Raw genomic sequence first — 13,354 nt, forward strand, 5'->3', positions numbered from 1 at the left:
CAAGGAGGTCTTATGACCGCTGATCGAACTGTCGCGCCTGACGCGATCCGCATCAATGGAGTGGACTGTCCGGTCCCCGCCGATCCGCGGGTCTCACTGCTCGACCTGCTGCGCGAGACGCTGAACCTGCACGGCACCAAGAAGGGCTGCAATCAGGGTGCCTGCGGCGCCTGCACTGTGCTGGTCGACGGCGAACGCATCGTATCCTGCCTGTCGCTCGCCGTGCAGCACGCCGGCCGCAGCGTCACCACCATCGAAGGTCTCGCAAGCGAGGCGGGGCTGCATCCGCTGCAGCAGGCGTTCATCGAACACGACGGATTCCAGTGCGGCTACTGCACCCCGGGGCAGATCTGCTCGGCGATCGGCATGGCATCCGAACTGCAGCGCGGCGTGCCGAGCCACGTCACCCGCGATCTGGCGGCCGACCATATCGCGCCCACTCACGACGAAATCCGCGAACGCATGAGCGGCAATCTATGCCGCTGCGGCGCGCACAACGGCATCATCGCGGCGATCCGCGACACCTATGCGGAGGCTGCAGAATGACTCCCTTCGATTACTCACGCGCCGGCGACGTCGCTGAAGCGCTGCGGCTTGGCGGCGCCGCGCAGGCCAAGTTTCTCGGCGGCGGCACCAATCTGGTCGACCTGATGCGCGAGACGATCGAGCGCCCGGCGGCGCTGGTCGATATCACCCGCCTGCCGGCCGACATCACCGAGCGCGAGGGGGGCGGCCTGCTGATCGGCGCAGCGGTGCGCAACACTGCGCTCGCGGAGCACCCCGCCGTGCGTCGGCGCTATCCGATGCTGTCGCGCGCCATGCTGGCGGGCGCCTCGGCGCAGATCCGCAATATGGCAACGGTCGGCGGCAATCTGCTGCAGCGGACGCGCTGCACTTACTTTTACGACGACGCCGGCTCGCGCTGTAACAAGCGCAATCCGCGGCAGGGCTGCGACGCCATCGAAGGCTTCAACCGCAATCACGCAATTCTCGGTGCGTCTGAATCCTGCGTGGCGACGCATCCGTCCGACATGTGCGTCGCACTCACGGCGCTCGATGCGGTGGTTCATGTCGAAGGGCACGGCGGGAAGCGGGCGCTGCCGTTTGGCGACTTCCATCGTTTGCCGGGCGATCGGCCAGACCTCGAGACAGTGCTGCAGCCGGGCGACCTGATCACCGCGATCGAACTGCCGGCGCAGCCGATCGCCGCGCGCTCGACCTATCGCAAGGTGCGCGACCGTTCGAGCTACGCGTTCGCGCTGGTGTCGGTCGCGGCCGCGATCGAGCTCGAAGACGGCAGGGTAAAGGACGTCCGGCTGGCGCTCGGCGGCGTTGCACACAAGCCGTGGCGGGCGGTGAAAGCCGAACAGGCGATGCGCGGCAGAGAGGCCACCGCCGATGCGTTTCGTGCGGCCGCCGAAGCGGAGCTGACCGATGCGGTCGCGCTGCGCGACAACGCTTTCAAGATCGAACTGGCCAAACGAACGATCACTGCCGTCCTCGGCGAACTCGCAGGAGATGCCCGATGAGCATCATCAACGAAGCCAAACAAGCCGTGCGCGGCGCCGCGATGGACGTGATGGAGAAAGCCGTCGCGCTTGCGCCCGATAGCTGGATGCCGGGCGGCGATCCCGACCCTTTGATCCGCACTAAACACGGCTCGATCGGTGCATCGATCTCGCGGATCGACGGCCCGCTCAAGGTGCGCGGCGCCGCGCCGTTCGCGGCGGAGTTTGCGCTCGACGGTATGCTCTATGCCGCACTGATCTTCAGCACCGTGCCGAAAGGCCGGATCGCCACGCTCGACACTGCCGCGGCCGAAGCCGCGCCGGGCGTCGCTCTGGTGATGACTCACCGTAACGCCCCGCGGATGAAGCCGATGCCGCTGTTCATGACGGCCGAGAAGGCTGGCGGCGGCGACAACCTGCCGATCATGCAGGACGACCGTATCCATTGGAACGGCCAGCCGATCGCCGTGGTGCTCGCGGACACGCAGGAGCAGGCCGATTACGCCGTCTCGCTGATCCGCGCGACCTATGAGGCGGAACCCGCGCTGACCAGTTATGCCGCTGCCAAGGCCAAGGGCACCGAGCCCGGCCTGTTCATGGGGCAGCCGCTTCAGGCTCAGAAAGGCGTCGCAGAAGCGGCGTTCGCCAAAGCGCCGGTTCGAGTCGCTGGCCGCTACTCGACGCCGCGGCACAATCACAATGCGATCGAGCCGCACGCCGCCACGGTGATGTGGCAGGGCGACAAGCTGATCGTGCACGACGCCTCGCAGGCGGTGCAGCACACCGCGTGGTCGCTCGGGGATGTGTTCGGCATTGCCGAGGAGCAGGTCCATGTCACCTCGCCGTTCGTCGGCGGCGGCTTCGGCGGCAAGTGTCTATGGCAGCATCAGGTGCTGGGCGCTGCGGCCTCCAAGCTTGCCGGCCGTCCGGTACGGATCGCGCTGTCGCGCGAGGGGGTGTACCGGCTGATCGGCGGCCGCACGCTCACCGAACAGCGCTTCGCGATCGGCGCCGAGCCCGATGGTCGCTTCGTGTCGCTGATCCACACCGGCACGGCCCCCACCTCGCGACAGAATGCGTTCCCTGAGCCGTTCATCCTGCCGACGATGAGTAGTTACGGATCGCCCAACATCAAGCTCGACGTCGAGACGGTACACCTCGACATGCTGGCCAACACCTTCATGCGTGCGCCGGGCGAATCCGTCGGCACCTTCGCGATGGAGTCGGCGATCGACGAGATGGCCGTGGCGCTCGGCATCGATCCGGTCGAGCTGCGCATTCTCAATCAGCCGAAAGAAGACCCGCTGAAGGGCACGCCGTTCTCATCGCGGCATATCGCCGAGGCTTGGCGTGCAGGCGCCGAACGCTTCGGCTGGTCAAAGCGCAATCCGACCGCCGCCAGCGTTCGCGACGGCGAATGGCTGGTCGGCATGGGATGCGCCACCGCGACCTATCCGTATCACCGCATGCCGGGCGGTGCGGCGCGGATCACGCTGACCCGCGACGGCGGCGCCAAGGTCGAGATCGCCGCGCACGAAATGGGCATGGGTACGGCGACGGCTCATACTCAGGTGGCTGCCGAACGGCTCGGCCTGTCGCGCGATCAGGTGACGTTTGCCTATGGCGACTCGATGTTCCCCGGCGTCGTGCTGGCCGGCGGCTCTCAGCAGACCGCGTCGATCGGCGCCTCGGTGATCGCTGCGCATCACGTGCTGATCAAGGAACTGCTCAAGCTCGCCGGCAACGACTCGCCTCTGGCGGGCCTTAGCGCCGACGAGGTCGGCACCGTGAACGGCGGCCTCGCCAAGCTCGACGACACGTCGCGTCACGAGAGCTACGTGTCGATCCTGACCCGTTCGGGCCGCGATCACGTCTCGGCCGAGGGCAGCGCTTCGGCGCCGCTCGAAACCATGCACTGGTCGATGCATTCGTTCGGCGCGCTGTTCTGCGAGATCGGCGTCAACAGCGTCACCGGCGAGACCCGTGTTCGGCGTTTCCTCGGCTCGTACGATTGCGGCCGTATCCTCAATCCGAAGACGGCAGCGAGTCAGTTCCGTGGCGGCATCATCATGGGCCTCGGCCTGGCGCTGATGGAAGAGACGCAGTTCGATGAGCGCAATGGCCGGATCATGAATCCGAGTCTGGCCGAGTATCACATCCCGGTGCATCTCGACGTGCCGGAGATCGACGTGATCTGGACCGACATTCCCGATCCGCGCGCGCCGATGGGCGCCCGCGGCATCGGCGAGATCGGCATCACCGGCGTCGGCGCGGCGGTTGCCAACGCTGTGTTCAACGCCACCGGCAAGCGTATCCGCGATCTGCCGCTGACGCTCGATAAGCTGATGTAACGGCATTCGGGTTGCGGGCCTTGCTCGCGGCCCGCCATCGCGCGCGGCGATCAACGTTCCGCCGCGTCGCGAAATCATGCCCGTCATTGCGAGGAGCGACGCGACGAAGCAATCCAGGGGCTCGGTGCACGGAGCTCCTGGATTGCTTCGCTACGCTCGCAATGACGGGTTTATGGTCCGAGGGGGAAACGGATGAACACCTCAAAGGGTGCGGGGCCGGTCGATGCGGCAAAGAGAAAGCTGCTTGAACTACGCGCTGATGAGCGGGCTAAGTGCAGGTGACCGCCGTGGAAATTACTCCGCGTCCGGCGGCGTGGCGCCGGTGCAGCTTCGGCACTGCCGCTTGCCATAGGTCGCGATGCTGAGGCTCTTGCAAACTAAACGCTTGGCCATCGCCTGCAGCGGGCTGCGCGCCAATTGAAGCATGAACACCATCTCGAGCATGTCGTCGTCTCCCCACTAGCAATATGTGAGATGGGGCCGAGGCAGCGGGCGCAGTAGCCCCGCTGCAGCGCAGCAGGCATGCGATACATGCATCTGCATTGAGTTGGGCGGAAAGGCGTGGCGCGGTGCGTTCGAGCGCCCCGCCACGCCTCCCTTGTGTCGTTAGCTGTGCAGCTTGATGGCGGTTTCGGCGATGGTCTTGCCCTGGTAGCGGGCACCGGCGAGTTCGGTTTCGCTCGGCTGGCGCGATCCGTCGCCGCCGGTGATCGTGGTGGCGCCATAGGGGGCACCGCCCGTCACCTGATCGAGCCGCATCTGGTCGCCGAAGCCGTAGTTGAGGCCGACCACCACCATGCCGAAATGCAGCAGATTGGTGATGATCGAAAACAGCGTGGTTTCCTGGCCGCCGTGCTGGGTCGCGGTCGAGGTGAAGGCGCCGCCGACCTTGCCGTTCAGCGCGCCACGCGCCCACAGGCCGCCGGCCTGGTCCAGGAAATTGGACATTTGCGACGCCATGCGGCCGAACCGGGTGCCGGTGCCGATGACGATCGCGTCGTAATTGGCGAGGTCCTCGATGGTTGCGACCGGCGCAGCCTGATCGAGCTTGTAGTGCGATGCCTTGGCGACGTCCGGCGGTACCAGTTCGGGCACGCGCTTGATGTCGACCTGCGCGCCGGCCTCACGCGCGCCTTCGGCGACCGCGTTGGCCATCGCTTCGATGTGACCGTAAGCCGAGTAGTAAAGAACCAGAACCTTCGCCATGGGGAGTCTCCGTTTGGTTGGTGATTGGGTGGGGAGTGATTGCTGTTAGTTAACCGTCATGGCCGGGCTTGACCCGGCCATCCATCCTCTTCGTGAGAATTGTTGCGAAGTAGGATGGATGCGCGGGTCAAGCCCGCGCATGACGTTTGTGGGTGACGAAAGGCTGCACGGCCTTACGCCGCGTCGACCAGCACCAGCTCGGCGTCTGCGAGCGCCGTGATGGTGAGCTTGGTCTCGCCGTGGATCGCGGCGCCGTCGCGAGCGTTGACGCGGACGCCGTTGACCTCGACGTTGCCGACGGCCGGGACCAGATAGAGGTGCCGCGCCTTCTCGGCGTCGTAAGTCGCCGTCTCGCCTGCCTTCAGCGTCGTCGCCAGCACTCGGGCGTCGGCGCGGATCGGCAGCGCGTCGGTGTCGGTCGCAAAGCCCGACGCGATGGTGACGAGCTTGCCGGAGCGGTCGGCCTTCGGGAACGGCTTGGAGCCCCAGGTCGGCTGGCCGCCACCTTGCGTCGGCTCGATCCAGATCTGGAAGATCCGGGTGGTCTCCGGCTCGAGGTTGTACTCGGAGTGCCGGACGCCCGAACCCGCGCTCATCACCTGAACGTCGCCGGCTTGGGTGCGGCCCTTGTTGCCGAGCGAGTCCTGGTGGGTGATTGCGCCGTCGCGCACATAGGTGATGATCTCCATGTCGCGATGCGGATGCGGCGGAAAGCCGGTATCCGGGGCGATCTCGTCGTCGTTCCAGACCCGCAAGGCGCCGTGGCCCATGTTGTTGGGGTCGTAGTAGCTGGCGAACGAGAAGTGGTGCTTGGCCTTGAGCCAGCCATGGTCGGCGCCGCCGAGCCGGTCGAAGGGACGGAGTTCAATCATTGAAGCCTCCTCATGTCGGGCGCCGGGTTGGCGCCAGTGACTTGCGTTGGCTCTTGAATAAGGATGCCCAATCGTTTCATAAATAGAAATGATCGAAACTCATTGTTTCTGAAAACGACCCGGAGCGGTACCATGAGCAAGCTTCCGGACTTCGAAGCGCTGGCGATCTTCGCCAAGGTGGTCGAGCTGCGCTCGTTCGCGGCGGTGGCGGCCGAGTTCGGGCTGTCGAAGGCCACGGTCTCCAAGGCGGTGACCCGGCTGGAGGCGCGGCTCGGCGCGCGGCTGTTCAACCGCACGTCGCGGCGGCTGGCGCTGACCGATGCCGGCCACCGGCTCGCCGAGCGTGCCGCGCAGCTGCTTGCGGACGGCGAGGCCGCCGAGGCCGAGGCGCTGGCGCAATCCGCGGCACCGCGCGGCCTGGTGCGGCTGGCGGTGCCGATGACTTTCGGCGTCAAGGTGATCGCGCCGCTGCTGCCGGAGTTCTTCGCCGCCTATCCGGACGTGTCGATCGATCTGCATCTGTCCGACGCGATGGTCGACCTGATCGGCGACGGTTTCGATGCCGGCGTCCGCATCGCCACGCTGCCGGATTCCTCGCTGGTGGCGCGGCGGCTGTGCGCGATGCCGCGCTACACGGTGGCGTCGAACGCCTATCTGCAGGCGCACGGCCGGCCGACGCATCCGATGCATCTCGCCCAGCACCGCTGTCTCGGCTACGCTTATCTGTCGACGCCGAACACCTGGCATTACACCAACGACGCCGGCGATCAGGTCGCGGTGCGGCCGGGCGGGCCGCTGCGGGTCAACAACGGCGAGGCGCTGCTGCCGTCGGTGATCGCCGGGCTCGGCATCGCCGATCTGCCGGAGTTCATCGTCGGTGATGCGATCGCGGCCGGCGAAGTCGAAGTGATTCTGGATGGCTGGCACCAGCGCGAGAGCGCGGTGCATCTGGTGACGCCGCCCGGCGGGCCGCGGCCGGCGCGGGTCGAGGTGCTGTCGGAATTCCTTGCCGATCAGCTCGGCCGTCTCGGCCGCAAGCGGCGGAGCGCGCGCTGATCGGCGCGTCCGCGTTATTCGAGCGTGACGTTGAACTCGTAGGCCTTGTCGGGACCGACCAGGGTGAACTTCAGCGCGGCGCCGGCGGCCTGGGCGCCGGACGGCAATCCATCGAGTGCGAAGCTGAAGCGGCGCAGGCCGGCCGGGGCGCCCTTGATCTCCTTCGGCACCGGCAGCGCCCATTCGGCCGTCGGGCCTTCGACGAACAGGCTGACCTTGGCGCCGGTCGGCGCGACGACATCCACTTCTACATCCTTGTCGCCCTTGCGGACGACGTCGCGGATCGTCACCGGATTGCTGTCTCCGACGCTGGCCGGCACCGGCACGGTGTCGAGTGCCGCGGCGAGCGCACCGTCCTGGGTCGAGGCGACGCTGGCAAATTCCAGCTCAGGGCTCGCCACCACCGGAATGCACAGCTTCTCACACACCGCGTAGTCAACAGTGAGACGCAGTGTCACCGGCTTGTCGGCATGTTTGGTCACGATGCGCAGCGGCAGTACGACCTGCTCCTTGTAGCCGAGCGAGGTGCCGCCGGCGCCATCGGGAAAAGCTTGCGGTGCCGGCCACAGGATCGTCACCGCCTCGACGTTCTCCGACTTGGAGAAGTCGAACCGCGGCGGCACGCCGGAATCGCCCGGCGTGCGCCAGTAAGTTTTCCAGCCGGGCTGCAACTGGAAGGCAATCCCACCCAGCAGCACGCCGCCGCTACGTGAGCCGGCCAGCAGCCGGACGGCGGAATGTTGCTCGGTAACCCATGGCGACACGTCGTCGGCGCGGGCGCCGCAGGCGGTGGCCGCGAGCACGGCGGCGGCGAACAGAACGGCACGAGACGGAACGATTGCGGTCATCTGGCGTATCTAGAGTTTGCGCGAGGCTGGGGCCACTGAAATGGCGGTGAAACCGCGACTATTCGGCGTCCCGAGATTGATTGACAGGATCGGCACCCGATATCAGGATGATGGTGCAACGCGAGGATCCCCTGATGGAGACTGCATCCAAAAGGCCGAAGTCCGGCGCAGCCAAGAAGCCCGCCGCCAGCAAGGCGCGCGGCGATGGGCCGAGCTATCTCGACGGCCAGCTCCTGATCGCGATGCCGGTGATGGAAGACGAGCGCTTTGCGCGCTCGGTGATCTACATTTGCGCGCATTCATCGGAAGGCGCCATGGGGATCATCGTCAATCGCCCCGCGGGCAGCATCGATTTCCCCGAATTGCTGGTGCAGCTCGACATCGTCGAGAAGCCCGAGCAGATCAAGCTTCCTGATCACGCCGAGTCCATGAAGGTGCTGAGGGGCGGACCGGTCGAGACCGGCCGCGGATTCGTGCTGCATTCGAGCGACTTCTTTATCAAGGATGCCACATTGCCGATCGATGACGGCATTTGTCTGACCGCCACCGTGGACATCCTCAAGGCGATCGCCGGCGGCACCGGGCCGAAGCACGCCATCCTGGCGCTCGGCTATGCCGGCTGGGCGCCCGGCCAGCTCGAGAATGAAATCCAGGAAAACGGCTGGCTGCACTGCGACGCCGATGCCGACCTGATCTTCGGCGACGACATCGAAGACAAATACGACCGCGCACTGCACAAGCTCGGCATCGAGCCGGGGATGCTGTCCGCCGAGGCTGGGCACGCGTAGCGCTCCAGTCGCCGGCACGTCGGGTCGTGCGCCAAGGCCGCCCCACGCACAAACGTCATCGCCCGCGAAGGCGGGCGACCCAGTATTCCAGGGCATCTGTTGTAAATTACGAACGCACCGCAGTACTGGATCCCCCGCATGCGCGGGGGATGACGGATTATTGGGGAGAGGCGCTGCTGCACAAGCGGCTGCCGGGTTGATCTCTCAGCTCGCCGCTTCCAGGCGCTGCTCTTCGGTCAGCAGCTTCATCGCCGCATCGGCGTCCATCGGTTCGCCGAAGGCGAAGCCCTGGGCGTATTCACAGCCGAGCTGATACAGCTCCACCGCATCCGAATCCGTCTCGGCGCCTTCCGCCACTACGTCCATGCCGAGGTCGTGCGCCAGCGCGATGATCGACTTCAGGATCACCGGGCGGGTGCCGCGGCTGGTGGTGCGGACGAACGACTGATCGATCTTGATGGTGTCGAACGGGAAGCGCTGCAGGTAGCTCAGCGACGAATGTCCGGTGCCGAAATCGTCGAGCGACAGCCCGATGCCGAGCTCGCGGATCCGCTGCAGCATCTGGGCTGCGTGCTCCGGATTCTCCATCACCAGCGACTCGGTGAGTTCGAGCTTCAGCGTGCCGCGTGCGACCGACGAGCGCGACGTCACGGTGCGGATGTCGTGCAGCAGATCGTGGCGCAGCAGCTGCCGCGACGACACATTGACCGAGGCGAAGATCGGCTCGCGGGCGCGCATCGCGCGCTGCCAGATCGAGAGCTGCTTGGCGGTCTGGTCGAGCACGAAGGTGCCGAGCTCGACGATCAGCCCGATCTCTTCGGCAATCGAGATGAACTCGCTCGGCGACATCCGTCCGAGCTTGGGATGATCCCAGCGCGCCAGCGCCTCGAAGCCGGCGATCGAACGGTCTTCGAGCCGCACGATCGGCTGATACAGGATGGTGATTTCCTTGCGCTCGATCGCCCGGCGCAGTTCGGATTCCAGCGTCAGCCGGTCCGACTTCCGCGCCCGCATCGCCGGCTTGTAGACGTCGATGCGGTCGCCGCCGATCCGCTTGGAGTGATACATCGCCAGCTCGGCGTCCTTGATGATCTCGTCGGACAACTGGGTCTGCGGGTCGGAGAGTGCGAGGCCGATCGAGGCGGTGAGGAAGATCTCGCGATCGTTGAACGCGATCGGCGCCTTGATGGTCTTGCGGATGGTCTCGGCGAAGGCGGTGATCTTGGCCGGGTCCTGCTCGGACAGCAGGATCAGCCCGAACTGATCGCCGGCGATCCGTGCCAGCGTATCCTGCGGCTTGAGGATGCGGCTCAGCCGCCGCGCCAGCGTCAGCAGGATCGAGTCGCCGACCGCGATGCCGACGGAATCGTTGACCTGCTTGAAGCGGTCGAGGTCGATCACCATCAGGGTTGGCCGCAGCGCCGGCATGGTCTTGGCGAAGTTCGCCACCGCACCGAGGCGGTCGATGAACAGCTTGCGGTTGGGCAGGCCGGTGAGGTTGTCGTGCACGCTGTCGTGCAGCATCCGCTCTTCGGCGATCTTGATCTCGGTGACGTCGGTCAAGGTGCCGACCACGCGGGTGACTTCACCGTCGGTGCCGACCACCGGGCGCGCCTTCAGCGAGAACCACATGAAGTGGCCGTCCGGAGTGCGCAGCCGGAAGTCCTGGGTCAGCCGGCCGCGGCGCTGGTCAAGCACGCTGTCGAGAGCGGCGCGGAAACGGTCCTGGTCGAGCGGGTGCAGCACTTCGAGCCAGCTTGCGGCGGAGCCTTCCAGCGCGCCGCGCTTCAGGCCGAGCAGCGCTTCGGTCTCAGGGCTGGTGAACACCTTGTCGGCCGAGACGTCCCAGTCCCAGATCAGGTCGCCTGAGCCGATCAGCGCCAGCGCGCGGCGTTCGACGTCGGAGATCACCCCGCCGGTGGCGCCGCCGCCCGAGAACGCGTGCTGCATCACGGTGAAGCCGATCAGCATCACGATCAGCACCAGGCCGCCGAGCAGCGCCGGGCCGACGATGTCGTTGGTGACGGTGCCGGCCACCGCCATGCCGGAGGCCACCACCCACACCACCAGTAGGAACCAGGTCGGGATCAGCAGCACCGCGCGGTCGAAGCCGTGGGTCGACAGATAGACGATCAGCGCGAAGCCCGCGAAGGCGATCAGCACCAGCGAGATGCGTGCGATGCCGGACGCCACCGCAGGATCAAACAGCGCCAGCGCCACCAGCGAGCCGAGGAAGGCGAGCCATCCCAGCGTGATGTGCGAATAGCGGACGTGCCAGCGACTGAGATTGAGATAGGCGAACAGGAAGACGAGCAGCGTCGCGGCCAGGATCGCTTCGCCCGAAGCGCGCCACACCCGCTCGGCGCCCGACGACATGTCGAGCACCTTGCCCCAGAAGCCGAAATCAATGCCGATATAGACCAGCACCGCCCAGGCCAGCGCCGCCGCGGCCGGAAACATGATGCTGCCCTTGACGACGAACAGGATGGTCAGCACCAGCGCCAACAGGCCGGAGATGCCGATCACGATGCCTTGATACAGCGTGAACGAGTTGACCTTGTCCTTGTAGGCTTCCGGCTCCCAAAGATAGAGCTGCGGCAGCTTGTCGGTGCGCAGCTCGGCCACGAAGGTGATCACCGAGCCGGGATCGAGCGTGACGCGGAAGATGTCGGCGGTCGCGCTGTCCTGCCGCTCCGGGCGGTCGCCGGTCGACGGCGTGATGGTGGCGATGCGCGACATACCGAGGTCGGGCCACAGCAGCCCCGAGCCGACCATCCGATAGTGCGGCGCCACGATCAAACGATCGAGCTGGTCGTCGGAGTTGTTGGCGAGCGCGAACACCACCCAATTCTGGCCGCCCTCGCGGGCGCGCACCTCGACGCGGCGGACGATGCCGTCATTGCCGGGCGCGGTGGAAATCTGAACGCGATCATTATCGCTGTGCAGATGCTCCAGCACACCGGTGAGGTCGATCGCCGGCGCGTCGCTGCGGACGCTGACGGCATCGATGGCGTGTGCCTGCGGGACAGCCGCAACCATCATCACGCCCAGCGCCAGCAGCGCGAGGCATCTGATCAGACGCAAGTCGGTTCTCCGCGTTCACACCAGTCCGAATGGCGCGGCCCCGCGCGCCACGAGCCCCGATAGATGCCATGAAAGCGAGTGAAAACATAGACTCTCTCGCCGGCCCCCGGGGTAGCCCCACTCACACAGTCAACACAATTTTGCCAATATGTTGGCTGGTTTCCATCCGCCGGTGAGCATCGGCGGCGTCCCGCAGCGCGAAGGTGCCGTCGATCAGCGGCTTGATCCGGCCCTGCTCGAGCAGAGGGAGCACCTTGGCTTCGATCGCCGCGACCATCGCGGCTTTGTCGGCATTGGAGCGCGGCCGCAGCGTCGAGCCGGTGTGGTGCAGCCGCTTGGTCATCAGCTTGACGAAGTTGACGTTGGACTTGGCACCGCCGAGGAACGCGATCTGCACGATGCGGCCGTCCATCGCGGCGGCGTCGTAGTTGCGCTCGATGTAATCGCCGCCGACCATGTCGAGGATCACTTCGACACCTTTGCCGCCGGTGGCTTCCTTCACCGCCGCGACGAAGTCCTCGGTCTTGTAGTTGATGGCGCGGCTGGCGCCGAGCTTGAGGCAGGCGTCGGCTTTGTCCTGCGAGCCGACGGTGGTGATCACTTTCGATCCGAGCGCGACCGCGAGCTGGATCGCCATCGTACCAATGCCGGACGAGCCGCCGTGCACCAGCAACGTTTCGCCGGGCTGCAGGCCGCCGCGCTCGAACACGTTGTGCCACACCGTCATCAGCGTCTCGGGCGTGGCGCCGGCTTCGATCATCGAATAGGCGGCCGGCACCTTCATCGCCTGCGCGTCCTGGGCGATGCAATATTCCGCGTAGCCGCCACCAGCTACCAGCGACATCACCTTGTCGCCGAGCTTGTGCCGGGAGGCGCCATCGCCGAGCGCCACCACTTCGCCGGCGATTTCGAGGCCCGGCAGGTCGCTGGCGCCGGGCGGCGGCGGGTAGCTGCCGGAGCGCTGTGCCACATCGGGACGGTTGACGCCGGCGGCCGCAACTTTGACCAGGATTTCCCCGGGGCCGGGCTTCGGCACGTCGCGCGTCTCGGGCAGCAAAACTTCGGGACCGCCCGGCTTGCTGATCCCAACCACGGTCATTTGCGAAGGGATCGGTTCCATGATTTTTCCTTGGCTGGCGAGGCGGGTGGGTGTCATCTGGCGGAGTAGGTTGTGATTAGACAGCCGGAGGGCGGCTGGCAACCGCAGCGGATCACGAACGGGCGAGGACGACATGGCGCTTGAAGAAGATGACAAGCCGAGGACCAAGATCAGTCACGACATCGGTCAGGATTTGTCGCTGCTGTCGGTCGAAGAACTCAGCGGGCGGATCGCTCTGCTGCAAGCCGAGATCGCCCGGCTCGAAACTGCGCTGACGATGAAGCGCGCCACCCGCGAAGCAGCGGATCGCATCTTCAAATCTTGAACGAAAAGTTGATAGCAGGGCGCGCCGCTGTCTCATGCTGGGACATTTGCTAGCGCCCGCGGTATGGCAAATCGACCGTAAACAAATTCACTCATTTACGCGCGATTAAGCTTTCCCGCCTATTACTGTGGATGTCCATCTTTGGACCGAGTGGCTCCTGTCCACTCTGTTTTGACGCCTCCCTGTTATCAACTTAAAAGCCGCCGGAAACGGCGGC

At 65.9% G+C, this 13,354-nt stretch carries 12 protein-coding genes; 6 read left to right on the forward strand and 6 right to left on the reverse strand.

Features of this window, described 5'->3' with window-relative positions; genetic code table 11:
- Positions 1-12: 12 nt before the first annotated feature.
- Genes RPPS3_RS04705 through RPPS3_RS04715 form a run of 3 tightly spaced genes read left to right on the forward strand, consistent with a single transcriptional unit; the run spans position 13 to position 3,859 of the window.
- Positions 13-546: a 2Fe-2S iron-sulfur cluster-binding protein gene (locus RPPS3_RS04705; RefSeq protein ID WP_107343065.1), complete on the forward strand. Its 534-nt coding sequence runs from the start codon at positions 13-15 to the stop codon at positions 544-546.
- A complete protein-coding gene (locus RPPS3_RS04710; RefSeq protein ID WP_107343066.1) occupies positions 543-1,529 on the forward strand; it encodes an FAD binding domain-containing protein in 987 nt (328 codons plus the stop codon). Before RPPS3_RS04705 ends, RPPS3_RS04710 begins: the two co-directional genes overlap by 4 nt.
- 41 nt (positions 1,530-1,570) lie before the next feature.
- Positions 1,571-3,859: a xanthine dehydrogenase family protein molybdopterin-binding subunit gene (locus RPPS3_RS04715; protein ID WP_199852216.1), complete on the forward strand. Its 2,289-nt coding sequence runs from the start codon at positions 1,571-1,573 to the stop codon at positions 3,857-3,859.
- Positions 3,860-4,153: 294 nt separating this feature from the next.
- Here RPPS3_RS04715 and RPPS3_RS24580 read toward each other — a convergent pair whose 3' ends face one another.
- The 3 genes from RPPS3_RS24580 to RPPS3_RS04725 all read right to left on the reverse strand — a co-directional run bounded on the left by RPPS3_RS24580 (position 4,154) and on the right by RPPS3_RS04725 (position 5,937).
- Positions 4,154-4,303: a hypothetical protein gene (locus RPPS3_RS24580; RefSeq protein ID WP_199852188.1), complete on the reverse strand. Its 150-nt coding sequence runs from the start codon at positions 4,301-4,303 to the stop codon at positions 4,154-4,156.
- A gap of 162 nt (positions 4,304-4,465) precedes the next feature.
- Entirely contained in the window at positions 4,466-5,065 is a 600-nt protein-coding gene (wrbA, locus tag RPPS3_RS04720) for an NAD(P)H:quinone oxidoreductase (RefSeq protein WP_107343068.1), read from the reverse strand.
- 173 nt (positions 5,066-5,238) lie between these two features.
- Positions 5,239-5,937 (reverse strand): pirin family protein, encoded by a 699-nt coding sequence (locus tag RPPS3_RS04725; protein WP_107343069.1) that lies wholly within the window; start codon positions 5,935-5,937, stop codon positions 5,239-5,241.
- A gap of 132 nt (positions 5,938-6,069) precedes the next feature.
- On the opposite strand from RPPS3_RS04725, the gene RPPS3_RS04730 reads away from it, so the two are divergent.
- The gene (locus tag RPPS3_RS04730; RefSeq protein ID WP_107343070.1) at positions 6,070-6,993 is read left to right on the forward strand and encodes a LysR family transcriptional regulator; all 924 of its coding nucleotides are present in this window, start codon (positions 6,070-6,072) and stop codon (positions 6,991-6,993) included.
- 14 nt (positions 6,994-7,007) lie between these two features.
- Here the strand turns inward: RPPS3_RS04730 and RPPS3_RS04735 are convergent, their stop codons facing one another.
- Positions 7,008-7,841, reverse strand: a complete 834-nt coding sequence (locus tag RPPS3_RS04735; protein WP_107343071.1) for a protein-disulfide reductase DsbD domain-containing protein — start codon at positions 7,839-7,841, stop codon at positions 7,008-7,010.
- A 134-nt stretch (positions 7,842-7,975) separates the two neighbouring features.
- Between RPPS3_RS04735 and RPPS3_RS04740 the strand changes: the two genes are divergently transcribed.
- The gene (locus tag RPPS3_RS04740) at positions 7,976-8,629 is read left to right on the forward strand and encodes a YqgE/AlgH family protein (RefSeq protein WP_107346435.1); all 654 of its coding nucleotides are present in this window, start codon (positions 7,976-7,978) and stop codon (positions 8,627-8,629) included.
- 204 nt (positions 8,630-8,833) lie between these two features.
- Here RPPS3_RS04740 and RPPS3_RS04745 read toward each other — a convergent pair whose 3' ends face one another.
- Positions 8,834-11,713 (reverse strand): EAL domain-containing protein, encoded by a 2,880-nt coding sequence (locus RPPS3_RS04745; protein ID WP_107343072.1) that lies wholly within the window; start codon positions 11,711-11,713, stop codon positions 8,834-8,836.
- Positions 11,714-11,834: 121 nt separating this feature from the next.
- Positions 11,835-12,833: an NAD(P)H-quinone oxidoreductase gene (locus RPPS3_RS04750; RefSeq protein ID WP_107343073.1), complete on the reverse strand. Its 999-nt coding sequence runs from the start codon at positions 12,831-12,833 to the stop codon at positions 11,835-11,837.
- Between the two features lie 112 nt (positions 12,834-12,945).
- Between RPPS3_RS04750 and RPPS3_RS04755 the strand changes: the two genes are divergently transcribed.
- Complete coding sequence (locus tag RPPS3_RS04755; RefSeq protein WP_107343074.1) at positions 12,946-13,137, forward strand: DUF1192 domain-containing protein; 192 nt, start codon at positions 12,946-12,948, stop codon at positions 13,135-13,137.
- Positions 13,138-13,354 lie beyond the last annotated feature (217 nt).

The sequence above is a fragment of the Rhodopseudomonas palustris genome (assembly GCF_003031265.1).
GTDB lineage: Bacteria > Pseudomonadota > Alphaproteobacteria > Rhizobiales > Xanthobacteraceae > Rhodopseudomonas > Rhodopseudomonas palustris_H.

Coding starts and splice junctions, on each gene's coding strand:
- RPPS3_RS04705 (WP_107343065.1), top strand. CDS start 13: ATGACCGCTGATCGAACTGTCGCGCCTGACGCGATCCGCATCAATGGA.
- RPPS3_RS04710 (WP_107343066.1), top strand. CDS start 543: ATGACTCCCTTCGATTACTCACGCGCCGGCGACGTCGCTGAAGCGCTG.
- RPPS3_RS04715 (WP_199852216.1), top strand. CDS start 1,571: ATGGACGTGATGGAGAAAGCCGTCGCGCTTGCGCCCGATAGCTGGATG.
- RPPS3_RS24580 (WP_199852188.1), bottom strand. CDS start 4,303: ATGCTCGAGATGGTGTTCATGCTTCAATTGGCGCGCAGCCCGCTGCAG.
- wrbA (WP_107343068.1), bottom strand. CDS start 5,065: ATGGCGAAGGTTCTGGTTCTTTACTACTCGGCTTACGGTCACATCGAA.
- RPPS3_RS04725 (WP_107343069.1), bottom strand. CDS start 5,937: ATGATTGAACTCCGTCCCTTCGACCGGCTCGGCGGCGCCGACCATGGC.
- RPPS3_RS04730 (WP_107343070.1), top strand. CDS start 6,070: ATGAGCAAGCTTCCGGACTTCGAAGCGCTGGCGATCTTCGCCAAGGTG.
- RPPS3_RS04735 (WP_107343071.1), bottom strand. CDS start 7,841: ATGACCGCAATCGTTCCGTCTCGTGCCGTTCTGTTCGCCGCCGCCGTG.
- RPPS3_RS04740 (WP_107346435.1), top strand. CDS start 7,976: ATGGAGACTGCATCCAAAAGGCCGAAGTCCGGCGCAGCCAAGAAGCCC.
- RPPS3_RS04750 (WP_107343073.1), bottom strand. CDS start 12,833: ATGGAACCGATCCCTTCGCAAATGACCGTGGTTGGGATCAGCAAGCCG.
- RPPS3_RS04755 (WP_107343074.1), top strand. CDS start 12,946: ATGGCGCTTGAAGAAGATGACAAGCCGAGGACCAAGATCAGTCACGAC.